The organism is Streptomyces sp. NBC_01454, from assembly GCF_036227565.1.
In the GTDB taxonomy this organism is placed as follows: domain Bacteria; phylum Actinomycetota; class Actinomycetes; order Streptomycetales; family Streptomycetaceae; genus Streptomyces.
In genome coordinates, this window is record NZ_CP109461.1 from 599,045 (window position 1) to 623,318 (window position 24,274).

General features: G+C 68.2%; 29 protein-coding genes. 19 read left to right on the plus strand and 10 right to left on the minus strand.

Annotation, left to right across the window (positions count from 1 at the left end):
- Positions 1-4 precede the first annotated feature (4 nt).
- From OIU81_RS39600 to OIU81_RS39665, 14 genes are all read left to right on the plus strand, one after another.
- The gene (locus OIU81_RS39600) at positions 5-529 is read left to right on the plus strand and encodes a hypothetical protein (RefSeq protein WP_329142914.1); all 525 of its coding nucleotides are present in this window, start codon (positions 5-7) and stop codon (positions 527-529) included.
- A 10-nt stretch (positions 530-539) separates the two neighbouring features.
- A complete protein-coding gene (locus OIU81_RS39605) occupies positions 540-677 on the plus strand; it encodes a hypothetical protein (RefSeq protein ID WP_329142913.1) in 138 nt (45 codons plus the stop codon).
- A gap of 203 nt (positions 678-880) precedes the next feature.
- Entirely contained in the window at positions 881-1,498 is a 618-nt protein-coding gene (locus tag OIU81_RS39610; protein ID WP_329142911.1) for a hypothetical protein, read from the plus strand.
- Positions 1,499-2,074: 576 nt separating this feature from the next.
- The gene (locus tag OIU81_RS39615) at positions 2,075-2,356 is read left to right on the plus strand and encodes a hypothetical protein (protein WP_329142909.1); all 282 of its coding nucleotides are present in this window, start codon (positions 2,075-2,077) and stop codon (positions 2,354-2,356) included.
- Between the two features lie 83 nt (positions 2,357-2,439).
- Positions 2,440-3,195, plus strand: a complete 756-nt coding sequence (locus tag OIU81_RS39620) for a hypothetical protein (protein ID WP_329142907.1) — start codon at positions 2,440-2,442, stop codon at positions 3,193-3,195.
- 115 nt (positions 3,196-3,310) lie between these two features.
- The gene (locus tag OIU81_RS39625) at positions 3,311-4,444 is read left to right on the plus strand and encodes a hypothetical protein (RefSeq protein WP_329142906.1); all 1,134 of its coding nucleotides are present in this window, start codon (positions 3,311-3,313) and stop codon (positions 4,442-4,444) included.
- A 737-nt stretch (positions 4,445-5,181) separates the two neighbouring features.
- Positions 5,182-5,403 (plus strand): hypothetical protein, encoded by a 222-nt coding sequence (locus OIU81_RS39630; protein ID WP_329142904.1) that lies wholly within the window; start codon positions 5,182-5,184, stop codon positions 5,401-5,403.
- Complete coding sequence (locus OIU81_RS39635) at positions 5,403-5,639, plus strand: hypothetical protein (RefSeq protein WP_329142902.1); 237 nt, start codon at positions 5,403-5,405, stop codon at positions 5,637-5,639. The genes OIU81_RS39630 and OIU81_RS39635 overlap by 1 nt, the downstream gene beginning before the upstream one ends.
- Before the next feature lie 320 nt (positions 5,640-5,959).
- A complete protein-coding gene (locus tag OIU81_RS39640; protein WP_329142900.1) occupies positions 5,960-7,639 on the plus strand; it encodes a hypothetical protein in 1,680 nt (559 codons plus the stop codon).
- A gap of 266 nt (positions 7,640-7,905) precedes the next feature.
- Positions 7,906-8,325, plus strand: a complete 420-nt coding sequence (locus OIU81_RS39645; RefSeq protein WP_329142898.1) for a hypothetical protein — start codon at positions 7,906-7,908, stop codon at positions 8,323-8,325.
- Between the two features lie 10 nt (positions 8,326-8,335).
- A complete protein-coding gene (locus OIU81_RS39650; RefSeq protein WP_329142896.1) occupies positions 8,336-8,584 on the plus strand; it encodes a hypothetical protein in 249 nt (82 codons plus the stop codon).
- Positions 8,581-8,745 (plus strand): hypothetical protein, encoded by a 165-nt coding sequence (locus OIU81_RS39655; protein ID WP_329142894.1) that lies wholly within the window; start codon positions 8,581-8,583, stop codon positions 8,743-8,745. The genes OIU81_RS39650 and OIU81_RS39655 overlap by 4 nt, the downstream gene beginning before the upstream one ends.
- Positions 8,746-8,756: 11 nt before the next feature.
- Positions 8,757-9,056, plus strand: coding sequence for a hypothetical protein (locus OIU81_RS39660; RefSeq protein ID WP_329142892.1), 300 nt, complete (start codon positions 8,757-8,759; stop codon positions 9,054-9,056).
- Between the two features lie 11 nt (positions 9,057-9,067).
- Positions 9,068-9,499 carry a hypothetical protein gene (locus OIU81_RS39665; RefSeq protein ID WP_329142890.1) on the plus strand — a complete coding sequence of 144 codons (432 nt, stop codon included), beginning with the start codon at positions 9,068-9,070 and terminating at the stop codon, positions 9,497-9,499.
- A 432-nt stretch (positions 9,500-9,931) separates the two neighbouring features.
- Here the strand turns inward: OIU81_RS39665 and OIU81_RS39670 are convergent, their stop codons facing one another.
- The 4 genes from OIU81_RS39670 to OIU81_RS39685 all read right to left on the minus strand — a co-directional run bounded on the left by OIU81_RS39670 (position 9,932) and on the right by OIU81_RS39685 (position 11,436).
- A complete protein-coding gene (locus OIU81_RS39670; protein WP_329142888.1) occupies positions 9,932-10,165 on the minus strand; it encodes a hypothetical protein in 234 nt (77 codons plus the stop codon).
- Positions 10,156-10,602: an N-6 DNA methylase gene (locus OIU81_RS39675; protein WP_329142886.1), complete on the minus strand. Its 447-nt coding sequence runs from the start codon at positions 10,600-10,602 to the stop codon at positions 10,156-10,158. Before OIU81_RS39675 ends, OIU81_RS39670 begins: the two co-directional genes overlap by 10 nt.
- 220 nt (positions 10,603-10,822) lie before the next feature.
- Complete coding sequence (locus tag OIU81_RS39680) at positions 10,823-11,215, minus strand: hypothetical protein (RefSeq protein ID WP_329142884.1); 393 nt, start codon at positions 11,213-11,215, stop codon at positions 10,823-10,825.
- Positions 11,212-11,436: a hypothetical protein gene (locus OIU81_RS39685; protein WP_329142882.1), complete on the minus strand. Its 225-nt coding sequence runs from the start codon at positions 11,434-11,436 to the stop codon at positions 11,212-11,214. Before OIU81_RS39685 ends, OIU81_RS39680 begins: the two co-directional genes overlap by 4 nt.
- A 131-nt stretch (positions 11,437-11,567) precedes the next feature.
- On the opposite strand from OIU81_RS39685, the gene OIU81_RS39690 reads away from it, so the two are divergent.
- Entirely contained in the window at positions 11,568-12,299 is a 732-nt protein-coding gene (locus tag OIU81_RS39690; protein ID WP_329142880.1) for a hypothetical protein, read from the plus strand.
- 31 nt (positions 12,300-12,330) lie between these two features.
- On the opposite strand, the gene OIU81_RS39695 is transcribed toward OIU81_RS39690, so the two are convergent.
- Positions 12,331-13,511 (minus strand): IS3 family transposase gene (locus tag OIU81_RS39695; RefSeq protein ID WP_329142510.1). Its coding sequence is split into 2 segments (ribosomal slippage): positions 12,331-13,244 and positions 13,244-13,511, totalling 1,182 coding nucleotides; the frame shifts between segments, so codons are not numbered across the junction.
- A gap of 43 nt (positions 13,512-13,554) precedes the next feature.
- Here OIU81_RS39695 and OIU81_RS39700 point away from each other — a divergent pair.
- From OIU81_RS39700 to OIU81_RS39715, 4 genes are read left to right on the plus strand one after another with little or no spacing between them, the layout of a single operon-like run.
- Positions 13,555-14,289, plus strand: coding sequence for a hypothetical protein (locus tag OIU81_RS39700; RefSeq protein WP_329142878.1), 735 nt, complete (start codon positions 13,555-13,557; stop codon positions 14,287-14,289).
- On the plus strand, positions 14,273-16,207 hold the full coding sequence (locus OIU81_RS39705) for a hypothetical protein (protein ID WP_329142876.1): 1,935 nt from the start codon (positions 14,273-14,275) through the stop codon (positions 16,205-16,207). Before OIU81_RS39700 ends, OIU81_RS39705 begins: the two co-directional genes overlap by 17 nt.
- Positions 16,204-18,366 carry an integrase gene (locus OIU81_RS39710; RefSeq protein ID WP_329142874.1) on the plus strand — a complete coding sequence of 721 codons (2,163 nt, stop codon included), beginning with the start codon at positions 16,204-16,206 and terminating at the stop codon, positions 18,364-18,366. Before OIU81_RS39705 ends, OIU81_RS39710 begins: the two co-directional genes overlap by 4 nt.
- On the plus strand, positions 18,363-18,824 hold the full coding sequence (locus OIU81_RS39715) for a hypothetical protein (protein WP_329142872.1): 462 nt from the start codon (positions 18,363-18,365) through the stop codon (positions 18,822-18,824). Before OIU81_RS39710 ends, OIU81_RS39715 begins: the two co-directional genes overlap by 4 nt.
- Here OIU81_RS39715 and OIU81_RS39720 read toward each other — a convergent pair.
- The 5 genes from OIU81_RS39720 to OIU81_RS39740 all read right to left on the minus strand — a co-directional run bounded on the left by OIU81_RS39720 (position 18,808) and on the right by OIU81_RS39740 (position 24,238).
- On the minus strand, positions 18,808-19,917 hold the full coding sequence (locus tag OIU81_RS39720; protein WP_329142870.1) for a hypothetical protein: 1,110 nt from the start codon (positions 19,915-19,917) through the stop codon (positions 18,808-18,810). The two genes, OIU81_RS39715 and OIU81_RS39720, sit on opposite strands and share 17 nt — an antisense overlap.
- Positions 19,918-20,612: 695 nt before the next feature.
- Positions 20,613-21,062, minus strand: a complete 450-nt coding sequence (locus tag OIU81_RS39725) for a hypothetical protein (RefSeq protein ID WP_329142868.1) — start codon at positions 21,060-21,062, stop codon at positions 20,613-20,615.
- A 300-nt stretch (positions 21,063-21,362) separates the two neighbouring features.
- Positions 21,363-22,661, minus strand: a complete 1,299-nt coding sequence (locus tag OIU81_RS39730) for a ParM/StbA family protein (RefSeq protein WP_329142866.1) — start codon at positions 22,659-22,661, stop codon at positions 21,363-21,365.
- Between the two features lie 58 nt (positions 22,662-22,719).
- The gene (locus tag OIU81_RS39735; RefSeq protein ID WP_329142864.1) at positions 22,720-23,190 is read right to left on the minus strand and encodes a hypothetical protein; all 471 of its coding nucleotides are present in this window, start codon (positions 23,188-23,190) and stop codon (positions 22,720-22,722) included.
- Positions 23,191-24,001: 811 nt separating this feature from the next.
- Positions 24,002-24,238 (minus strand): hypothetical protein, encoded by a 237-nt coding sequence (locus OIU81_RS39740; protein WP_329142862.1) that lies wholly within the window; start codon positions 24,236-24,238, stop codon positions 24,002-24,004.
- Between the last annotated feature and the right edge of the window lie 36 nt (positions 24,239-24,274).

Genomic DNA, 24,274 nt, shown 5'->3' on the forward strand with positions numbered 1-24,274 from the left:
CGTCATGCCCGATGCACCCGAATACACGCCCCGCAGCGTCTACACGCTGGAACCGCACGCTGATCTCGTGACCGCCGAGGGTGGATACATTGCGATCGAGGCCATCGCCGAGCGCGTCTACGGCAAGCCGTACAGCTCGCTGCGCGGATGCCAGCGGGACGACGAGCACATCGGCAATGACAGCGCGAAGCTCTACGAGCTCACCTCCGACGGGGACTACCTGCAGGCACTCGGCGACCTCGACGACGCCGAGATCTACCTGGGCTGGGACTCCCGCACCGGCGAGAGCGCCTTCAAGACCGGCATGACGGAGCTGGACTACTGGCTGAGCATCCGCGTCTCCGACGGAAACACAACAGCCACCGTCGAGGCAAACCCGCCGGCGACGCAAGACCTTGAGAATGCCGTGTTCGAGGACCGGTTCTTCGCCGATCGCGCCTTCTCGCCGTCGCTGCGGCTGGTCCTGGCCGATCTGATCCGCTGCGGCGAACTGCCGCGCGGCGACTACCTGTTCCGGCACTGGTGGTGATCGCAGCGGAATGAAGGTTGGAACCATCGCTCAGTCTCAGACATCCGTCTTCGACGTCGCCGAGTACATCCTGCAGAAGCACGCCGCGGCCGAGCCCGATCGGTCGGCGATGACCGCGATGAAGCTCCAGAAGCTCGTCTACTACTGAGATGTCTGACACCTCGCCTGGGAGGGAAGAGCCCTCTTCCCGGAAGCGATCCAGCCCTGGCCTCCGAACCCGTCTGCCCTGAGCTCTACGAGCTGCACCAGGGCTACTTCACCGTCCAGGCCGGCTTCTTCGCCAAACGGCTGCGCGTGCGCAGCGACGTCGAAACCACCTGACCACGCCCAGAACGAGAGAGACCTAGCACCATGTACAACACCCCCTTACGCCAACGCCTGCGTGACTGGGCGATCTCGATCGCGATAGTTGCCGCCCTGGTCGCAGGCGTGCTCCTGTGGCTCAACCACATCAAGGAGCAAGACGCACAGGATCGCGCTGCCATGGCGAACACGAAGATCGTCTACGTCCCGGATCCCGTGCAGAAGCTCGTCAAGCGCACTGACGGCTCCTACTACAAGGCAACCCCCGAGGCGGAGACTCCGTACACCGGCGCATACGACTACACGACCATCGATGACCACGACGTCGTCGTGCCCAGAAGCGTGTCGGTAGAGGAGCGCAGAGCTCAGCCGTCGTTCCTGTGGCACCGCTCGACGTTCATCAACGACATCACGGTCCGAGTCATCGATCCACACGAAGCAGACCAGACGCCGCGCGTCGAGCGGCTGCGCTGCACGGTCGAGCCCGTCGATGCGTCGAAGCCGAGCTACACCGGCGACCCGCACGACAGGAGGCGGCTGAAGATCGGGCCCGACCAGGAAGGCATGGACGCAGGAAGCCTGAGTGATCTCTTCTCGAACGGCGGCCAGCAGCTGTGCCAGGACCGGATCACGATCCTCGTGCCGGACGGCAGCATCCAGCCGTAGCCGACTGGGGCTCACCTCTGGGCGTCGGCAGGTGAATTCCGCGGAGCCCCCGTCGGCTGAGCATGATGCTCGCCGGGCGGGGGTCTCTCTTTGTCTGCCTGATCAGCGGAGCTGATCCGGTCTGGTCTTCAGGGCATGAGGGCCCATGCACGGCGCGCGGCAAGGCGGCCCGCGTCGCGGCGGTCGCCGAGCTGCACGACGGCAACGCCCTGAGGCTCCGGCTCCGGCGGAGTACCGCAACGGCGCGGGTGGCACTCTCGGGCAGACGGAGGCCGCGCTGGTCGAGGTGGAGGCCACCCAGGCGCAGGAGACGGCCCCCACGGCGCGCACGCAGGTGACGCAGGACGCCGCAGCGTCCCGACCCGCGTCCGCCGAAGGGCTCCAAGACTCCCGCACGGCGTCAGGCGCGGCGCCGACCGGCGGGGGACGACGGACCGGCCGTACTGCGTGACCTGCTACGGCTCGACGGCATCTGATCACCCGGCGCCACCCTGAATGCCCAGGCAGCCCCCGTTCGAGTCGGGCCGGTCGCACTCAGCACGAACCCCACCCTCCACACGCGAGAGGCCCCCCGACATGGGCCAGCACGCCGCCCCCGAGATCACTCCCGCCCCCGAAATCCTCGCTCGCCTGGACCGCATCGCCGCCGAACGGCACGTGACCGGCCCCGGCTTGTCCCACGCCGAGCACACCGCCGTCGCCCTGGTTATCGCCGACCACTACACCGACGGCGGCACCCGCAAGACCACGACCGGCCGCGACCGTGACGAACTCTTCTGGTGGTACCGGCTCGGCTCCACCTGGGACCTGATCCCCGCCTACTGCACCGCACGCGGCCTGACCGGCCAGGGCGCCTGACACCCCAACCCCCTTACGGCGCCCTGCACCTGGGCGGGGCGCCCACGGCCACGGAACCCGAACCAACCCGAGGAGAACCCCGAATGTCCACGCTCACCGCACGCCCCAGTCTCACCAAGACGCGCCCCGCGTACGACGGCCACACCGGCGCCATGCTCCGTGACGCGCTCGAAGTACTCGGGATGGTGCACCACGTGGACCAGCCGTGGCGCGGGCTGCCTACGGAGTACCTGGTGTGCAGCGTGCCGGGGCGTGCGCGGGTGTGGATCCACTGTGTAGCCGACCCGTCCGCCCGCACCCCGGAGGGCCGCCGGTTCGCCGATCACTACGACCTGCCCACGGTCGCACTGTGGGCCGTGGCCGCCATGGTCACCGACGACGAGTCAACCCGGTTCGTGTTCAACGGGTTTGGCGACGAGCACAAGCCCACGGCGAGCGCTGGCATGCAGGCCGGGCAGTGTGCTGCCGCCGTGGCCGAGCACTTCGGGCTGACGGTGCCGGAGCCTGAGTACACCTGTCTGCACTGCGCGCGCGCTATCGAGTGGATCGAGGCCGACGGGCAGGGCGCTTGGTACGACTCGTCCAACTGGATCGGGTGCGTGGACGGCGAAAGCCTGCACGCCCCGGAGCCGCTGTGCGGCTGGTGCGAGGACTACGGGTTGATCGAGGTCTTCGACGACTCCACCGACGCCCTGAAGGGGCACACCACGTGCGACAACGCGCCCTGTGTCGCCCGACGCATTATGCGCAGCGATCAGGCCGAGCGCGAGCGCCAGGCCGCGCAGGCGCAGGCCGCCGCGCACGAGTGCACCGGCCCCCTGTGCTGCCCCCCGTTCTAGCCCTCATGGCGCCCCCCGACCCTGCGACGAGTGCGGGCGGGTCGGCCGGTTCGAGACCGGCCGGGGGCACTCAGCACACACCCGACCACGGCAGCAACCCGAGAGGAAACCCAGCATGACCACGCAGGCCCGCAGCATCGTCCGGGAGACTGTCAAGCCCGAATACACCCGGTACACGCCGACCAACGGCAAGAAGCCTGACGGCGCCGGCTTCGGCGTTGACGGCTGGCTGTTCGCGCTGCCCGGCGAGACGCTCAACGGGCGCCGGTTCCCGCAGGCCATGTACGCCGCCTTTCAGGTGAGCGAGCGCGGCGCGCTGTTCTGGAGGGTGCGGGAGGTGGGGGGCGAGCGCAGGCAGGCCGGATCCGACAGCACGACGCGTAAGGGCGCGCTCGCGCTCGCGGTGACCACGGTTGCCCAGCAACGGGAGAAGGCCGCCGCGCCGGCAACTCGCGACCAGGGCACCCGTGCACACGGCGCCGCGTGGCGTATGGCCGCCGAGGGCGACGAGCGTTCCCAGGTGTCGGCCACCATGATCGAGCGGCTAGAGCGGATGCGTGCGGGCCAACTCGCCGCCCTGCCGACCGTCGCGGAAATCCGGATGGCGTACCCGCTCGCCGGCGGGGGCGCCACGCTGCGGCTGATGACCGCCGAGGGCAGTACGGCGGAACGCCACATGATCCTGCTCACGGAGCGGGGCGCGGCCGGTCGGGAGAACGACCCCGCCGGTATCTACCTGGACGCCATCACCGACGGCGCGAACACGGAAGGGCTGAAGACCGCCGCCGGATGGCACCTGATGCGGCTTGGATTCAACTACGCGCGCGGCGCGGCCTGGGCGCCGTACACCGGCAGCGCGAGCAGCGAGGCGCAGTGGAAGGAGTGGGCGCCGATGCTGCCCGAGGGGCACCGGTGGCCGCACACGGTGCGCGTCGCCATCACGGCGACGGCCGAACACCTCGCCTACATAGACCGCGCGTACGGTCCCGCGCCGGAACTGCCGGACCTTCCGGCCGGTGTGAGCGCGCACCCGTCCGGGCCGCGTTCCTGGCAGATCAGCTACGCCAACCGCCGGTTCTGGCAGCTCTCCTACTGGCCCCGTATGGGCGGCGACGTGTGGACCCTGTACGCCGACCCGGCCCGTACCAAGTCCCTCGCCAGGGCCGACAACCCGGGCGGCATCATCGCCACCATCCCCGACCGTGACGCCGAAGCCCAGTCCCGCGCGGCGGCCCGCAAGGGTTACTGAGGGGCGGCACCATGACTGCCACGACCACCCGTAGCCGCCTGATGCGGCAGCACCCGGCAGGCTTCCGCCACAGGGTTAACGGCCGCCACTGGCTGCGCGCCACCGTCTACGACTGGCGCAAGCCGGTGCTGGCAGGCGCCCACGGACGCCCCGCCACCCGCCTGACCGGGCGACGAGGACAACTGGCTCGTCACGAATATCCAGTGGGACCTGCGCCCCGACGAGGAACCGCGCGTCAACGTGCTGTGCGATCCGGCTGACGAGTACAGCAACTGGCTCGGCGTCAATCGGCCGACGCCCAACGAGAGGTGACGCTGACGATCGGCCCCCCGCCAGCGTCCGCAACCACCTCAACCGACGATGCAAGAACAAGGAGGACTGAGATGCCCGCTCGTTTCCGTGCCGCCGATGCCACGATCCGCTGGCACGGCGTCGATGACGACACCCGGCCCGGCTACAGCACTGCGGTCGGCACCGACAGCCTGGGATCCACCTGGCTGTGACTGTTCAAGGGCGACCAGCCCACCGACAAAGCGTTCGTCGGCTCGATCGAGATCCCGACGCAGGCAGGCCGGATCCCGGGCATTTACGGTCAGGGCGGCGGCTTCGTCGGCTTGGCGCATAACACGAAGGACGCTCTGGCCAAGCTCGTGCAGCGCGCCGCAGCCGAGACCTGAGCCCCCGCCAGCGTCACCAACCACATCCGCAAGCACTATCCGAGCAAGGAGAGTTGAGCCATGCGAACCATGAATCAGATCCGCCGCGAGGCGATGGAGCAGTACGGCGACGCGCCCGCCACCCCGGTCGAGGCGCTGGCCCACGTGCTCGCCGTGTACGCCGACGAGCCCGACGGCTGCCTGATGATCGAGGCCACGAACAACATCTACGGCCAGGGCGTGCGCACCGGCCTCACCATGGGCGACCTCCGGGCGCTCGCCGCCAGCATCAAGGAGGGCTGATGAGCCATCCCCTACAGCCCGGCGACCGCGTGTATCACGGCAGTCAGATCTGGGCTCGGAGTCTGCCTGGCGGCACCGGTGAGGTGCTGCGGGTCGAGGGCCCGGACCATCGCGGCGACTACGAGTACCTCGTCCGCTGCGGCCAGGACTTCTCGCGGCGCACCGGCGCCGACAACCCGGAGACGTGCGAAAGGTTGTGGTCGTCGTACCACACCAACCGTGCGAAGGAGAGTTGAGCATGTAGACGAAGCCCCGTAAGGAACGGTGTGCCTGACGAACAGCACAGCCAAGACCCCCGCAGGGACCGTCGGCCGGGGGTCTTCCTTTTTTGCACGCTCAGCCCCGGCTTCTCACTCCGAGTCAGTCGGGCTGTGCAATCCCTGTCGAAAGACCTTTCAAATGACATGGCCTTTCATTGGCGGGTGGTCCCGAATGCCCTGACAGGGGGGCGAGTTGGGGAGGAAGAGGCAATCGGATGAGACGCGGGCAGTGCGCTGCAAGGCAGCGCCGGGGGTCTCACTGCCGAATCCATCACATCTTTCCGGGGGAGACCGCCATGCACGAGCGCACCGAGCACGCCCTGCTCTACATCAAGTATGTCGACGACGCCCTTGCCGAGCAGGGTGTCGCCGCAGTCGAAGGCGCGATCTCCGGCATCAGCCTGAGGATCCTGGCGCGGGCTCTACCTGACGGCCGGACGTCCGTCGCCGTCTCGCTCTACAAGCGCGTGCACCGCATGCGCGCCTCGGGCAAGGTATTCCACTACTGGACCTCCGAGAAGCTCACGTCGATGGCTCGCACGAAGAAGGACCTCGTCGTCCTGCGCGAGATCGACCGCCGCACCGGCAAATCCACCACCCGCCATGTCTTCTCCGAGACCGTGGTCGAATCCTGGACCCACGGGCTGTCCAGGACACTGCAGCTGTGGATGCGCAGCAACCCAAAGGCCCGCCGGCTCGAAGGACCGGAGCCCGGCGGAGTCGACAACGCCGTGGACCAGGCGATCGCCGCGATCCGCGAACACATCGGCGAGCTGCCGAACTGGAACGACCGCTTCCCGCTGCTCAAGGACGACCGGCAGGATCGTCCGGCCGCCGCCTACCTGCCCTATCTCGATGCCCACGACCATGCGCAGGTCGCGAAGAACCTCTTCGGCGTGCGCGCCTACCGTCGGCCGCTGGCCCGCGAGGTGGAGCGTCTGGACACCAGCACCCTGTGTTGGTTCGCCATGTTCCGCGGGCTGGTGCCGGTGGACTGGCTCATCGACGCAATGCGCACCACGAAGACGGCCAGCGGCCGCGACCTGATGCGCCAGCCGTCGCTCACATCCCTACAGCAGCGAGGCATCCGCTCGATCCTGCGCCGGACTCCGCAGCCGGTGCTGCGGCGGATCCTCAAGGAACCCGTCCACCAGGCGCGGCGCACGCTGGCCGATGCAGCCGACTGCACGGCTCACCGTTTGGCCGTCACCCGTGACCTCGACCTCCTTCCGGAGATCATCGCTGCCCGCGGGCAGCGTCGGGTCCGCGGCTCCCGTGACCTCGAGCACCTGGTCCGGGACCTGCCCGCAATCGAGCGCTGGCACGACCCCCGGGGCCGCGCGGCCCAGCGCGTCATACAGGAGGAGATCTACGCCCTTCGCGAGATGGAGCACTACAACCGCGAGATCCGGCTGCTTCCCGAGGGCGCGGCCCAGGTCGCTGACTGGGGCCTCTGGAAGGACGAGGCGTTCCGCGTGCAGGCGTTGGGTCTGATCGAGGACCGTCGGCGCGAGCTGATGGCTGCCCGCGATCGTGAGCGCTACGAACGCGAGGAAGCTCGCCGCCTTGAGCGGATCGCGAGGCAGGCCCAGCGCCATCAATGGGCACTGCAGACGGCCGCACTGCTGGATGGTCGGGAAGCAGCCCCCGGTCTGAGCCTCGTCGTCGCCCGAGATGCCGAGACGCTCTCGCGCTGGGGTGCGATGCTCAACAACTGCATCGGAGGGTACGCCGGCGAGTTGGAGCTGGATGTGTTCGCCGCGGTCTGCGAAGCGGACGGCCGCGTGCGTCTGAACCTGCAGATCACGCAGTCGCATGGCGTAGAGCAGATCCTCGGGAAGAACAACCGCGACGCCGTGCGTGAGCTCGGCGAAGCGGCCCAGCAGGTCGTCGACGGGCTGGGTGCCATGGAAGTCAGCTTCCACTCGGATGCTCTGGGCATGGACGGGCTGCGACTGTCTCAGAGGACTCACTGACGCCAAACCTCTACAAGGACCCCGACCTGGTGCCAGAGCACCAGGTCGGGGTCCTTCTCTTGCTGGGGCTACCGTCGCTGCTCGTGGATCTACGGGCCAACGTTCGTACCGACTCCGCCCACCGTAAGCGGCACCGATTACGCCCATGCGAAGCACCCTGGCAGGCTCACCCCTAAGCAGGTCATGGACCTCCGCCACACCATCGTTGACGAGCCGATGCAGCACTGGCTGGACTGGAAGGCCGCCCACCCGGAGGCGTTCCCCGCATGACCGAGCTTCGTGTCCCCGCCGACGAGTTCCGGGTCGGCGACCTGGTCCACATCAAGCAGCACACCGTCGAGGTGCGGCGCGCCCGCACACGACTACCCGGCTACTGGCCTCGCGCGCTGCCACCGCTGCGGCGCCACCGAGAAGTAAGGACACCAACCGTGACCACCAGGAAGCCGTCGAAGCCGTGGCGGGTCACCCTGACCGGGCCGGGGGTGGAGGTGGAGGTGGAGGTGACGTCGTTCACGAGCGAGGCGAAGACCTACGCCTTCGTCCTCGCCACACTCGGAGCCGACAGCCCGACCACCAGCGCGAAGATCGACCACTGGGAGGGCGGACGTTGGTGGTGGTTCGAAACCGTCACCGCCGACGAGATTCGGGCGGCGCAGGCTGCCGCCGACCGCGCCACCGAGAAGTGAGGACAGTGACATGCAGGCCAGGAGCCACAAGGAACAGGTAGCACAGGAGTTGATTGACGGCGCTGCTGCTGTCCTCCGACCCAACGACAAGACCATCGCCCCCGACCTCCGCGAGGCGGGCGCGAAGCTGTTGCGGTCCTCGGCCGTGTACGCCAGGGCGGTCGGGGACGAGCCCATCACGGTAAAGGACGCGCTGCTGGTCGCCCGAACCGTGACCTCCACTGGCCGCGACAGCGAGAAGGGAGGACACCGAGCATGAGTACCAACATCGCATCGTTGGCCGCCGCCCTTCAGGACCAGGCCGACAAGAACCGGCAACTCCGCCAGGACATCAGCCGGGCTGTCAACCTCATCGACAGAGGCGACATCGACCAAGCACGAAGCCTCCTCCGCCGACTGTCACGCACCACCGGGAAGTAAGGAAAGCGACCATGAGCACCCCGACCGAACTCCGGGCCCGCGCCGCCGAACTGGAGCAGCGTGTGCCGCCGGCCATCGCCGGGCCCCGTACCGACGACGAGCGGATGTGGCTGGAGAAGGCCGCCGCCCTCCGCGACGAGGCCGACCTGCAGGAGGAACGGGAGTGGCAGCGCACCGGCCGGATCCGCTGCTCCGACTGGGGAACGATAGTCCGCACCGAGACGCTGGAGACCCTGCCCGACCACCGTTGCAGCCAGCGGCAGCAGGCGCGCCGCGAACACGAAGCCGCCGAGCGCACCACCGAGAAGTGAGGACACCAACTATGAGCGCTGCCGCCATCTACGCCGACGCCGAAGTCTTCGAGCGCAAGGCTCGCGAACTGCTCGACACCATGGACCTGGCCGCGCCGTGGGAGCGCCGCCTCCAGATCGAGGACCAGGTCGAGGAACTGCGTGAGGACGCCCGGAGCATCCAAACCCGTGTCGAGAACAGCATCACCCACATCCGGAACTACTACGGCCTGAACCTTCGTGTCGGCCTGGAAGTGAAGCACGAGGGGATTCCGGGCCGGATCGTCGGGTTCGCTGGCCAGTACGTGGCAATACACCGGGACGGTGACGAGACCTACGTCATCTGCCACGCCACGGCTGAGATGGAGTACCCCGAGGGCGTCCAGATCGGCCCTGGCCCCGACGAGCGGTTCGCTCACCTGGTTCAGGTTCCCTCAGGCGCCAACCGCGACGACGAGAAGTGAGGACACCAACCATGAGCGTGGAACGAGCAGTTCGGGCTCGCCACGCACACCGAAGACGGGCACGGCTACGCGATCACCGACGCGGGCCGGAGCGCGTGAAACCGTCCACGCCGCGACGGCGCAGACCCGCGGCGGAATCAACCAGGGCACGGCGACGCAAGGAGCGCGGCGCCGTGAATGAGCATCAGCGCCAACAGTACGAATGACGAAGATCCCCGTGGAGACGTGTGCTCCACGGGGATCTTCTTTTCTCGCTTGCGACCGGCGGTGTGCCTACTTCTCCAGCTTCCAGGCGCTCGTACTCGGCAACGGCCATCATGACGTCATCGACGACAGCCCCTCGGTCCTCGCCGATGCATCGCGAGTGCACGCGTCAGGCCGGCGCGTCGTCGCTCTCGACGTCAGAGAGATCGGTTCGTTCTTGCATGATCGTCATCGCTGCACCTCCAGAGCATCAGCGGGTTTTTCGGTGGTCTCCTGAGGCGGGGCGATGATCAACCGCCGTGATCCATTGATCGCCCGGACCTCCCTGAGCTTCCGGCCCCAACCGCCCAGGACATGAGCGAGAGCGGGCCACGACTCGAAGGTCTCCAGCGTGAGGACATCGCGGCGGCGTACCACCGCGGGGATGTGCAGCAGCGTCAGTTGGACGTAGATCATGTGCATGGCCTGCGGTGCTTTTCCTCTGCCGTCACATGCAGCTGCGTCTGCGGATTTAGGCCGTGCTCGAGCATCGCCTGCGACAGAGCAACCATGAACGCGCCCGCGCCGCAGCTGGGTTCATACACATTGGCGAAGCCGTCCCTCTGCACCTGCTCGACCACCGAGTCGATCTGCATCTCGGCCATCAGCTGGGCGATGTCGTAGGGCGTGTAGTACTGGCCGAGCCGCTCGTTGCCGAGCTCCAACTCCATGTAGAGGCGGCCGAGTACGTCGCAGGGCTCGCGCTCCATCTCCGCGGTCACCAGCGCCAGGGCGTGCCCGAAGCGGTCCAGCTCTGTTCTGCTGTAGCGGCCGGCGATCTGGAGGTACCGCCCTTCGCGCGCTTCCCAGGCCTCGCTCCCGCGGACGTCCACGGCGTTGCGCAGAGCCAGCGCCGCCATCTCGACGAAGTCGTCGAAGACTTCGCTTATCCGGTTCGCGCCGGTGCGCCGCCAGCAACTTCACGATTTCTCGCGGTAGCCGTTCATGCGCCCGGCACCACAATGGCCGGAGCCTCGGAGGTCCTGACGACACGGTGGACCTCCGGATCGAAAGGAAAGACGCGCAGGTTCCAGGAACCCTGAGCGGCGGGCCGCAGGAACCCGTACGGGCGTCCGTGAGTCATACGGTGCCCTCGGCTGTTGTGGCTGATTCCGCAGGAGACTGTGAGTCGTCCTTCTTCGTCTGCTCGGCGAGGATCTGTTTCACCAGCCAGGCCGGTGCCCGTGTTGCCAGGGCGATGTCGTGCCGCGTGGTACGGCGCAGGGCCAGGGAGTGCACCGCGGCACGCAAGGCCTGTTCGCGGGCGTCGTCGGCGGCCCGGAGCGTCTCCAGCTCCGGTGTCACCGGGGTGAGCGTGACCTCTGCCCTCACGCCGACGAGTTCGAGCCCCTCCACGGCGTTCGCCTCCGTCGCCCTCAGCGTCCGCCCGTGTGCATAGACACCGTGCTCGGCAAGGTGCGTCACCCAGGTCCGGCCGCGCCGGTGGGCCTGGCCCATGATGATTTCGCTCACGCCGCGCTCCCCATGTCCTCGATGACCTGCTGGACGAGCGTGTCCGGCACCGGCGCGGGTAGGACGATCTGCCGGTTCCCGATCAGGTACAGCGTGTGCGTGGTGCTGCTGCTGACCGCGGTGACGGTGAGCCCGAGCCGGGAGGCCGCGGTACGGATCCGCAGCAGCGGGCCGCCTTCGACACCCGCGCGCAGTCCCGCGGTGACCTCCTGGGCCTGCATCCACTCCTCCAGGCTTTCTCCGCATAGTTCTGATCTGTCTCACCGCAATGAGTGGTTTGATCAACTATCTCTAGATCATTCACTTCTGTCCTGTTCTTCTCTGTTCTGGGTGGTATCTCAGGGGAGGGAAGATGGACCTGTTCTTCGTGAAGCGGCCGTTGGTGGACCGGTACGGCGATGGGCTCCCGGGCGGTACGGCGGTGGCTCTGCTGGACCGCCGGGTGATCCCGGACGGCACCCCGGTCGTGCTGGGGCCGGACATGCGGCCGACGGAGCCGTTGTGCTCGTGGTTCCGGCATCTCGCCTATCTGGGGCGGGATCCGGAGACGATGCGTTCGTACGCGTACGTCGTGCTGAGGCTGGCCGAGTACCTCGTGTCGCGGGGGACCGATCTGCTCGCGGCGGGCGAGGTCGACCTGCTTGCCTATCGCCGGCAGCGGCTCGACGTCCAGGCGGTCCCGATCGATCCGGTGACGTGGGACCGGGAGGCGGCGACGGTCAACGGTCTGTTCGCGTGGATGACCGAGGTCGGGCACCGGCGGCACGGGCCGCTGCGGATGCCGAAGGCATACGGCTCGGGGATGGCGCACGGCATGCAGGTGCGGCACCTCACGCTGGAGCAGTACCTGTTCTTCCGTGATGTCGGGCTGGGCGGACAGTGCCCGGGCGGCGAGGTCGACGGTGGCTTCCGGGGCGGGTTCCCGCACCGCAACCGGGCGGCGGCCGAACTCGCGCTGATGACGGGGATGCGCAAGCGGGAGTGGTCGACGGTGCTGCTGCCCGAGCTGGCCCGTCGCCCCGGAGGGGAGGCGGGGTTCACGTTGCAGGCGTGCGCGAAGTACAGGCGGCGCCGGGAGATGTAGGGGCCTTCCCCGTGATCGTGGACACCGGTTGTCATGCGGCGGTGGCCAGCGTAGTTGATCGCTGTTCGTAGGTGATCGGGCTGATCTGGCCGAGGCGGGAGTGCCGTCGGCGGGTGTTGTAGCGGGTCGCCCAGCGGAAGACCGCGGGGCGGGCCTCACTGGCCCCGTTCCACCGCTTGCGGCCCTGGAGCGTTTCGCGCTTCATGGTCGCGTTCAGACTCTCCGCGGCGGCGTTGTCCGCACTTGTGCCGACCGTGCCTCGCGATCTGGTCACGCCCAGCTCCGAGCAGACCTGGGCGAACTCCTTCGACACATATTGCGCCCCGTTGTCGCTGTGAAATATCGCCCCGCGCAGGCCGTCCCCGCCGCGGGCCCTCGCTGCGGCCCTGAGCGCGTCGGTGACCAGCGAGGTCCGCATGTGGTCGGCGATCGACCAGCCCGTCAGGCGTTTCGAGCACAGGTCCAACACCGTTGCCAGATAAAGGAATTGGCCGTTGCCGATCGGGAGATAGGTGATGTCGCCCACGTACTTGGTGTTCGGCACCGGGGCAGCAAAGTCCCGCTGGAGCAGGTCCGGCACCGGTGTCGCCGACGGCTCGGGAATGGTGGTGCGGACCTTCTTGCGCAGGTGCAGCCCGACGATGTGGAACTTGCGCATGACGCGCTCGACCCGCTTGTGATTGACCGGCTTCCCGGCCTCCTTCAGCTCGGCGGTGACGCGCGGAACCCCATAGGTGCCGTCCGATTCCTGATGGATCCGGTTGATGCGCTCGGCGAGCTCGGCATCCGCCCTCGCCCGGCTGGCCCGCGCGGATGCGCCGGCCAGCCACCGGTAGAAGCCGGAACGCGAGACCGCGAGTATCCGGCACAGCCGCTTGACGCCGAAGGCGCCACGGTGATCCTCGACGAACTGGAAGCGGCTGCTCACCAACTGGTCTCCGCCGCAAAATACTTCGCGGCCCTCCGCAGGATCTCCCGCTCGAGCTCGAGTTCCTTCACCCGCGCCCTCAGCTGCCGGTTCTCCTTCTCCATCGCGGTGGCCTCCACCGCCCCGGGCCGGGCGGCCTGCTCGGCATCCCGCACCCACGTGCGGAGCGTCTCGTGGTTGACGCCCAGGTCCTTGGCCACCGACGCGTACGTCCCACCCGGGCTCGAGTGATACAGCGCGACGGCATCGGCCCGGAACTCAGGCGAGTACTTCGACGTCCCCAACGGGAACTCCTGTCCTATGGATCATCACGATCCAATGATCAGGGTGTCCACGCTCAAGGGGAAACGCCCGTATGTCCCGGCCGCGCCGCTCGACCTGGTCGACACCTACCAGCTGCTGGAGCGGGCGGAGATCGTCGAGCGGGCGGCGGCCCGGCTCGCCCACCGTCACCGCGAACTGTTCGTCGTCGACTCCGTCGACGAGGCCCGCGGCCGTCTGTCGGGGGTGCTGGGCGGCCGACGCCGGGTGTTCGCCATGGCCCAGATGCCCGCCGGACTGCGGCGGATCACGGTCCGCGAGTGTCCCGGAGGGCTGGAGGCGATGGCCGTCTTCCTCGGCCAGGGCGGGCTGATGCTGGGCGCCTCGTCCTGGGACCGGATCCGGCGCCATGCCTGGGAGAGGATGACCGCCTCCGCCGAGCGGGGTCCGGCGCCGGTGCTGCCGCGCAAGCCCTACCGCTACCACGATCTTCGCCACACCTACGCCCTGCGGCTCCTCAAGCACCTCACCGAGATGCTCATCGAGACTGAGCTGCGGCGGGCCGACCAGCGACCGCTGGTGACTTTGGCCGAACACATCTCGATGAACCCCCTGCTGGTCGTCCAGCGGGCCTTGGGACACGCCAGTCCACGCACCACCTACGAGTACCTCGCCTACCTGGAGGACCCGATGACCTACGTGGACCAGGCATTCAGTGCCTGGGCGGACAGCGACGGCGCCTCCTACGCGGAGATCGCCATCCGACTCCTGGAGGCGGAGCGGCATGCCGCGCAGGGGTGAACGCACGCGGGACTTCACCGAACCCGCAGAGGAGATGCGTCCGCCACGGCTGGGCGGGCTCTGGGAACTGGAGGCGTCCACCGCGCACGGACGGAAGGCCACGGTGAGGGTGGACACGACCGGGTTCGCCTGCCGCCGGCTGGCGGACGAGCTCGCGGCCGAACTCGCCGATTACGTCGAGCTGAAGAGGCCGCACCCGACCGGGGTGTTCACCTACCGGCGCGGACTGCTGGAGCTGTGCTCGTTCGTGGACCGCGAGGCGGGTGATCAGGCGGCGGCGTGTTCGCTGGCACTGGACGAGCCGGACGTCAGCTTCTACATCCGGGAGTGGATCAGGGCCCTGCCCGGCCAGTTCGAGGAGAGCTCGACCAGGCCCTACTTCCTGGCCGCCGATGTCCTGTCGCTGATCCGTTTCCGTGGTCAGCACCCGGAGCGGGCCCTGGCGCCGGCGGTCCAGCGGGTGCTGACGACCGCCGTCCCTGTCAACCGCGGCGGGACGCGGGAGCTGGAGGAGTTCACCCGGGCGGAGAAGCGCCAGCTGGTCAGGGCCGCTTGGAAGGACATCCGCGGGCTCAAGGAACGGCATGCGCGGGGCCGGGAGTTGGTGGCGGCGGGCGCCGATCCGCGCACGGTAGGCTGGACCGACCCGGCGAATCTGGCCTTCGGGCTGGCCCATGGGCTGGTCTGTCCGCTCGACATCTGGTCGGCGCTGCCGACGCACACCGCCTGGCCGTCCGAGCTGAAGGACATCTTCGAGGTCGCGGGAGTGCGGTTCAACCCGAACCAGGGCCGCTACCTGCTGACCATTGCGCTCGCCTCGCTGCTTTATCCGCGCAACATCGACTTGCAGTCGTTCCGGGTGCTGCTGGTCGCCGCGACCGGCCATGCCCCGGAGGAGGTCGCCTACCTGACCGAGGACGACGTGGAGTTCGTTCCTGGCGGAGTACGGCTGCGGCTGGTGAAACGACGCGCTCACAAGATCCGCTACCGCGAGTTCAAGGAGATGGGCGACGAGACCCGGATCATGCACCCGGACCGGGCCGGGCTCAGGACCAGCGAGATCCTGCGGACCTTGTTCGAGGTCACGGCCGGGGCCCGGCGCCGCAGCACCGTCAAGAAGCCCTACCTGTTCATCCGCGCCAACGTCATCCCGAACACGCACGGCTCCCACCAGCGCGGGGAACTGTCCTTCAGGCCCTTCGAACCGGTCGGCCGGGGCGGCGGCCTGGATGAATGGGTGGAACGGACCGGCGTGGTGGTCGCCGGGAAGATGGACATCCGCCGGTTGCGGAAGTCGGCCAAGGTCGAGAAGACCATCGCGTTCCGCGGCCTGGTCAGCGACGCCGCCGACGACCACACGGAACAGGTCTTCTGGGGCCACTACGCGCACGGCACCACGCTGCGGACCATGGCCGGACACACCATCACCCGCGCGCAACAGGACTGGCTGGAGCGGGCCCTGGCCGGGCCGGTGGTCCTGGACGAGAAGGCCGCCGTCCACCTCGGCGAGCCGGAGGTCCTCGACGGTCTCGGCCTGGACACGCAGCAAGCCGAATCGATCGTCCAGGGAGAGCTCGACATGGGCGTCAGCAGTTGCCGCGATCCCTACCAGTCGCCCTACAGCCCGGCCGGCGAGCTCTGCGCGGTCGCCCCGTTGCGCTGCCTGGAATGCCGCAACGCGTTCATTCTGCCCTCCAACCTTCCCCAACTCCTTCTGTTCGCAGAGCACTTGGAGAATCTGGCGGCCCGGCTCGACCCGCGGGTCTTCCACCAGAGTTGGGGGCAGAGCCGCACCAACCTGCGGGCAGTGCTGGCCGACGTCCTGCCCGCCGACATGGAGCGGGCCCGCCGGCAGATCGCCGACCAGGGCCTGCGGCTGCAACTTCCCCTGTCCTCGTTCACGGAGTTCGACTCATGACCTCACCAGCCGGCTTCGGGCACGAGGCCGTACACGTCTCCGCTTCGGAAGAAGTACGCGGATTCCTCACCGCTCCGCTGGGCCTGTCGGCCCTGTTCCGCCAGGACGAACCGGTCCTGCAAGGTCGGCCGCTGCTGCCCGAAGCAGAGGTTCCCTGCTTCGGCCGCACGGACCGGTGGGCCTTCACGGCACAGCGGCGGCCAGCGAACATCGTCCCGTCCAGCTGGGGCGCCGTGTTCGACAACTTCCCCAAACAGTGGAACCTGCGGGTCCGTGAAATCAGCATGGCCGTGCTCAACCCACAGCACCCGGCTCTGATCGCGGCCGGTGTCTGCCTGGACCGCGAGCCCTACCAGCCCGGCACGCTGATCGGACTGCTGTCCGAGCTGCGGATCCTGATCGACTGGGCCCGTGAAGCGGGCCTGAGTCTGCACCCCGCCCGCTGGACCAGCAGCGACATGCACCGCTACATCGCCGAGAAGTCCGAGATCCGGTCGGCAGGGATGGTCCGCAACTACGTCGGCTCCGTCCGACTGCTGCACGAACTCTCCCCGGCGCTGACCGGAGGCGGCCTGGCGGCCGATCCCTGGCCGGGACGCTCGGCCCGCACCGTCGCCAACAACCCCGGAACCGATGAAATCTCCACCCCGAACATCCGACCCGAAATGTGGTTTCCGCTGATCAAAGCCGCCTGGACCTACATCGACACTTTCTCCGCGAACATCCTCCAGGCCCGCGATACTCACCTGAGGCTCTCGCCCCGGCCGACTGGCTCGCTGGAGCCGCTGCCCGACCACACCCGGCGCTGGCTAGCCGATCCCGCCCACCCTGTTCCCCTCCACCACGGCGGTTCCGGCCCGGTCGGCCAGCCGAACTGGAGCCTGCTGGGCGAGCTGATGGGTCGCGGCAGCGGCAACTACTTCACCTCCGGCGGCAGCCAGGGGCCGAAGCTCAGCATGGCCAGGAGGATCGTCTTCAACGCAGTACCTCTCCAGGGCCGGCCGGGCAGTCTCATCGACCACGACGACATCCGCGAAGTGACCCGCCCCGACGGCACCACTGGCCCCTGGCATCCGGGCCTGGACCCCCGGGCCCTCGGGCACGAATGCCGGGCACTGCGGGCTGCCTGCTACATCCTCGTCGCGGCGACCTCGATGATGCGCGACAGCGAAATCCGCGAGATCGTACGCGGCAGCGTCGTCACCGAGTTCTACGGAGCCCCGGCCGTCGTCTCCCGCAAACGCAAGCAGGACCCCGGCCGGCCCCTGGAACACTGGTGGATCATCGAGCCGGTCGCCCGCGCGATCCTCGTCGCCGAAGAACTCTCCGCCCACCCCGAACTCGTCTTCGCCGACCCCGGCCTGCCCGGCAGCACAACCCAGGCCAACCGCTACGAGCACAGCATCAGCCGCAAGCTGATCGAGAAGTTCATCGAGCACGTCAACGAGCACACCGACCGCACCGGCCTGGACGAGATCCCGGCGGACCGGGTCGCACCTCACATGTTCCGCAAGACGATGTCCATGCTGGTCGGCACCGAGCCCGGCTCCGAGATCGCGCTCGGACTGCAACTCAAGCACGCGGCCACCAGGGCACTGGCCAACCGGTCCACCCAGGGCTATGCCGCCTCCGACGCGAACTGGGCTCGGCTCCTGGACACTGCGATCGAGGACGCCCGCTTCATCCGACTGCGTGACCTCTACGACCAGCACCACGCAGGCCGGACGATCGGCTACGGCCCCGGCGCCGACAGACTCACCGAGACCTTCGACACCGTCAAGAAGACTGCCATCGAGGTGACCCGCACTGCGAAGACCGGCGACAAGCGGACCGAATACGACCTGCTGCGCAAGACCCGGATCTCGCTCCGCTTCGGCAAGCTCAACCACTGCACCTTCGACCAGAACCACCCCGCCGGCGCGAAGTGCATCGAAAAGGCGATCATTCCACCTGGCCACACCGGCCCGCTGATCGACCGTTGTCAGCCCGGCCGCTGTCCCAACAGCATCATCACCCCCGACCACCTCAAAATCTGGCAGAGCGAGGAGACCAGCCTCCTGACCCTGCTGGACACCCCCAAGATCGCCCCCTGCCGCCGCGAACAGCTCAACCACCAGCTCGACGACGTCCGCTCAGTGATCCGAAGGGCCCAGACTTGACCTCGACAACCACCTGCCAGACGATCACGGACCACGTCTCAGCCGAGACCGCGAAGGCCCTGCGAGCCGCGATGGAACGACTCCTCACCGGCCGTCCCTCCCGGACCGACGGACGGCTGACCAAGGAGAACCTCTACCGGGAAGCCGACGTCAGCCGGGCCACCATGAACCGGGCACACAAAATCCTCGCCGAATGGGACCGGCGCACAGCCGCCACGGACGCTCGCACCCCTGGTGAAGTCAGGCGTGATGACGAACTCCGGCAACTACGTGCCGAGTTGAAGACGATCAAACGCGAGCGCACCCAGCTGCAAGGCCGGCTCGACGCTTCCGCCACCGTCATCGCGGCCCTGCATCACGACAACGCAGCCCTCCGCGAAGAACTCGGCGGCCGCGGAGCCGTCGTCGCCCTCGACGAACACCGGGCGTCCCGAACCGACGTCATCGGCCCCTGCTGACTGTCTCAGCCGCAGCCGAACCCTCGCGGATCAACCCCACTCGCGACGGCATCCCATCAGCCCAGGCCAACCCCTCTCCGGATGTCTCATGAGACAGCGAAACGGTGGAGAACACTTTCACCACCGGCTTGTGCACGACCTTCGGCGACCACACCCACTGGGAAATGGGGTTGCGCCGCGAGAACCCGGCGCGGCCCGTCCTGCTCGACTTGCGGTTGTACACCTGATAGCCGCTGAGCTTCGGGTTCGCGATCAACCCCTCCACACGGTTGTGCGTCCATCGGCCCTCGATCGGATACCGGTCGGGATCCGACTCCAAGATGGTGATGATGTCCGCGGCCTTCAAATGTTCCTCGCACCGTAGACGGCACAGCTCCCGGGCGGCGTCGAACCGGTGCTCGTCGGGGTGCGGGACGAGCTTCTTCTTCGGCCGCAACTCCCCGAACCGGCCCTGCCCCCGAACCGGGGCATCGTCGTCGACCACCGCAACATAGGGGTAGGGCGGGTAGCCGTGGTTCCATCCGCCGATTGCATGCTGGAACTGGCCCCCCATCGACATCTCGATCATCGTCGCGCGGTAGATCTCCGCCTCGGCCTGCCCGTACCTGCGGGTACGCAGCCGGCCGGACTCGGTGCCGCCCGTCGGCTCGTTGGCGTAGATCACCTCTGCCCCGAGGCGCTCCAGCTCGTGCTCCACGGTGAGGCTGGTCAGCATGGCGCGTGCCACGCGGTCGGAACGCTCGGCCAGGACGTGCGTGATGCCCATCTGCTCGGCGTGGTCCACGAGGTCCTGGAGGCCGCCGTCCCGGGGCGTCGGCACGCCGAGCCCGTCGTACATCTCCTGCGGTCCCAGGCCCCTTAAATGCGCGGGCAACATCCCGGACTCCACATCCCAGAAGTGCGCTATGAACTCTTCACCCGGGTCGAGGCGTTCGGCAGCGAGGACAACCTGCCGCGGGATGGACGAGGCGGGAAGCTGCCGGTCCTTGGTGGAGACACGGCCGAGGAACACCGCGCGGCGTGGACGCGCGTCGGCCTGCCGGTAGTTCGGCAGATGACTGAGGTCGATGGGCGGGGCGAACGGATTGCTCATGACGTTCCTAAGGACTCGGAGCGGACAGTGGTGCTCTGGAGGGGCTCGGCGGCTCCCCGGGGAGCGTTCACCGCGCGGCGTGCTCGTTGTCGAGGGTGGCGGCCTTCTTCCACCGGGCCTCGTGCACGTCGACTTCATCGCGGGCTCGCGCGCACTGGCCGCGCTGGTCGCCCATGCCGCCGGTCAACGACGCGTGCAGGTGCTGGACGGACGGCAGAAGCAGCGCGGCGCTGAGCGGGGGTGATGAGGAGTCTGGAGGCTCCGGCCTGACGCGGCCGGTCCGGGGCGCCGGGCGAATGGGACGTGCCCGCGGCGCTGTTGCGGGGGTGATCGGCGGTCATCGTGTTCCTCGTGATGGGGGCGGCGCCGGTTGGGTGTCGCCCAGCGGGCGGGCAGGGTGGTGTCGCCGTCTTCCTCGCGGCGCGGATTTTCCAGGTCGGCGGCGCAGACGCGTCTGCGGTGCCACTGCTCAGTGGTGTGGCCGCTCGGTCGGCGGCACCGCTGTCGGGGCGCGGCTTTGCACGTGGGGCAGGTCAGGGACGCAGGGCAGGTGTCTCCGAGGTTCTCGCCGTCGCAGAAGGTGCAGGGCTGGACCGTGGCCGGCAGAACGCGCCCGGCGACGTCGACGAGGAGACCGGCCGCGCGCCAGGCGCATTCCTCGGCTCTCCTCGTCGGAGGCCCGAAGCTCTGGCGGTTCACGCCCTGCCTGTCTGGGCTGCCGGGTTCGCGCGGACGAAAGACTCGCCCTCGGGCCAGATCGCGATGATCTTGTGGTGGGACAGGAACTCCCGTGCGATCGGGCCCGGCTCATCGGTGAACAGCAGTGCGTGGCGGGACGGGGGAAAGAGCCGCGCGCAGTCGCTGATCACTCCGTACGCGGCGATGAGCGCGGCGTAGTGGGAACGGTGACAGGCCATCACCATTTCTCCGGCTGTCGCGTCGAAGAGGTCGGTGGATGCCAGGACGGGATCCGTGACGACGCGGTGCTGCAGGACACGGTGTCCCTTGGCCGTCAGGTAGAAGAGGTAGGCGGTCAGGACCGCGTTCTCCGAGCGGTCGGCCTCCTCGTCGTTGGCCCGGCCGGGCTGGGGGCGGGCGGGGGCGGAAGGGGCCAGGTAGGCGACGTGAGGGCGGTCGGTGGTCATGGTGTGGACGCTTCCGGAGTCGGGTGATGGAGCGGCGGTGTGATGGAGCGGCGGTGTGATGGCGCGGCGCAGCATCGCTGAAGGGGAAGGTCAGTTGGGCAGCGGAACAGTCGTGGTGCCTGTCCGCGGCTGTGCTGTGTGGGGACGAAGGGAACCCGGCGCGGGCCGCGGGCGAGAAGACCCGAACTGGCCGAGGCCATCGCGGGGGCGGAGCCCTGACCGTGGCCGTAGACGTGGCCGACGTGTCGGCATCACGTACAACGGGCCGTCGGCCGTAGGAGTCCTCCAGTGCCTCACCCATCAGGCCACCTCTTTACTGCGCTTGCCCGCGGGCTTCGCGGCGAGGGCCTGCTGCTCGACGTGGCGCGCCGCGATGTACAGCCCCTCGCGGTTCAGGTGCCGCGAGTAGCTCGAGTCGAGGTAGAGCACGGGCACGTCGCCTGCGGCCTTCAGCAGCGCCGGGTGCAGCAGGTGCTTGATCGGACCCGAGCCACCGCCGTAGACGTAGACGACCTCGGTCGTCGCGCCGGCCTGCGAGAGAACATCACCGAAGGAGGAGACGATCTCGTCGACCAGGTAGCCGGCCTCGTCCTCGACGAAGCCGGCGGCGCGCTGGTGACGGTTCTTCACCAGCACCGACGGCTCCGCGTGGAGGAAGTCGGCCAGCTGCTTGCGCGAGGAGAACTGCAGCGTGGCGTCCGACTCGCTCATGCGCTCCATGGCGTTCATCAGCGCGGTGCCGTAGCCCTCGTCGAGGGTGTCGGCCGCCTCGGGGTTGAACCGCCCGTCGGTGAAGACCGGGAAGTTCACAGTGCCCTCGCCGACGTCGACGCCGATGGTGTTGTGCACCGCCACCAGGTCAGACGCCGAGACGCCCTCCACGAGGGACGCGTCACGGGTGCGCAGATCATCGAGCAGGGCCTGTGCGAGCGGCTCGCCCTTGTCGGTGATGGCGAACTGCGCGGAGGCACCCTCGGCCATCACCTGGACGTCGACGAACTCCAGGCGCACCGAGACCGGGGTGCTGAAGTTCTTGATCGTCACCAGGTGCACCGCGGGGTCGGAGCTGCCCAGCAGACCGATGAACTCGGCGGCGTAGGCGTGGCGGCGCGCGACGAACTCGGAGATCGGCAGCGCCAGGCCGGCACGCACCTGCACGCGCAGCTCGTGATCGGGCAGCGCGCCGTTCTCGCGGACGTAGTCGCGCAGGGTCTTCGCGGCGAAGACACCCAGGACCAGAACCTTGCTCAGCTCCTGATCGGCCTTGGAGTGCTTGCCCAGCACCTCGAACTCGGTGAACTTCGAGCCGCGCACGCTCAGCGCCGCGCGGCCGAAGATCCGGCGGTCGGACGCCGCCACCAGGGAAGTGGTGAGCGAGCAGTCAATCTGGTTGTAGAAGTCGCCGGCCAGCACGGAGGCTGCATCCGAGTCGGGGAGTGGCACCTTCGGCGAGGTGCGAGAGGTCGAGACGACCGCGCTGGGTAGATCGATCTCGTCGAAAGTCCCCTGCTTCGTGTTCTGGATGACGCCCTTGACGTAGCCGTTGCCGACGTCGATGCCGCCGGTGAGAGTGATGATGTCGTTGCTGTTGGCGCTCATGAATTCAGTCCCTCGGTGTCTGTGTTGTCTGCCTGGAAAATGAAATTCACCGCGTCACTCAGCGCCGAGTACTCGCCATGATTTCGTCGATGGATGCCTGCTTCGGCGGCTCCGGCGGTGCGCTGGGGGCGCTTGCCGCGGGCTCCTCGGCCGTCTCAACCGGTGCGGGAACCGGCTCGGGCTGGGCTACCGGCGCTGTCTTCTCGACGACGGCGTCCGGGTCGACCTCGGCCTCGTCGGCGACTGCGGGCTGTGGCTGAACCGGCCTGACGGCCGGACGGCGCTCGGTGACCGCCTCGTCGTCCTCGCGCTGCTCGATGCACTCCAGGGGCGGCCGGCCGCGACGCGGCAGCTGATCGACGGGCTTGTAGAAGACGTCGATGTATCCGTCGCGCTGAATGGACTCCCGAATGAGCAGTCGCAGCGACTGCGAGATGTTCTCCTGCTGATCGAGCCACTCGATCACCGAGGTGTCGGCAGCGGGCACGGTCCAGCGGACCTTGCGAGGTTCACCCGGCTGATTCGCCATTGCACTCACCTCGCCCCGCCACTCGCACCTGCGCTTCATCTGGTCGTTCGCCGGATGCCTCTCGCTCTGCCATATGGACTCACCGCCCTTCACGTTTCCTCTCGAATGCGAATCAAAGCGAGCTCACTCTAGTGCCCCTATTGAGTCCCATGCAAGTCCCATTCGATACGCAAGAGAGACGCTGTTCGAGCCCCTATCGAGTACCGGCGGGGACGCTTGTGAAACACCCCCTGCCTCCAACAGGGGCGACCGCACGCAGGCCGCGGGCACCGTGCGCCTTTGTGTCCCACCTGCGACGCGGCAAGTGCTCACGCGGGGCACCTGCGAGACACCCGCGGTCACAGCACTGATCCCGAGGAGCCGCATTGGAGTACGGATGAGGCCCCATTGGTGTCCCGGTCGTGTCTCCTGAGAGACACCACCCGGCATCCCTGCACAGGTGAGTCCTCCGAAGGCTCTGTGTGCGACGCCAGTGCGGCACTGTCGGGGCACGTGCGAGACACCGTGAGGACGTGCGCAGAAATCCAAGAGGTATATCGGCATCGGTCGGCGTCCTATGTGTGTCCCAGTCACGTCTCGTGCGTGTCCCGATGGGGCACCTCTGAGACACGAGGGAGACGCTGTTTCATTGCTGTGTCATGGGGCCGAAAAGCCTGTCTGTGCCCCTTGCCGAAGCCCGTCGGCGAGCACCGCAGCGCAGCCAGGGAACGTCGGCGGAGCGAGATCAGCACAGCCGCCGGTGAGCCGTCGGCACGGTGCTGGCACAGCGCTGGCGCGGCGGCCGGAGCCGACTGTTCCGGCCGCCGCCGCGTCAGCTCTCCTCGCCGTTAGCGACCACGGCCTGCCGGTGGTCGTCGCGCCAACGCCGTCCGCTCCAGCGGCCCTCGTGCAGCGGGTCGCCACGGCGGATGTGCCCCGGCGTCTTGCCGCACTGCACCCAGCCGCCGTCCTCCGGATCAGCGTCGAAGAACATCGCCCCACACAGATCGTCCAGCCGTTCAGGGGTAGGGCCGTAGAGCCCCAGCCGGAACAGCTGTAGGTTCCTCATGATCATTGACACTGTTTCCTGCAGAAACGCCGAAAT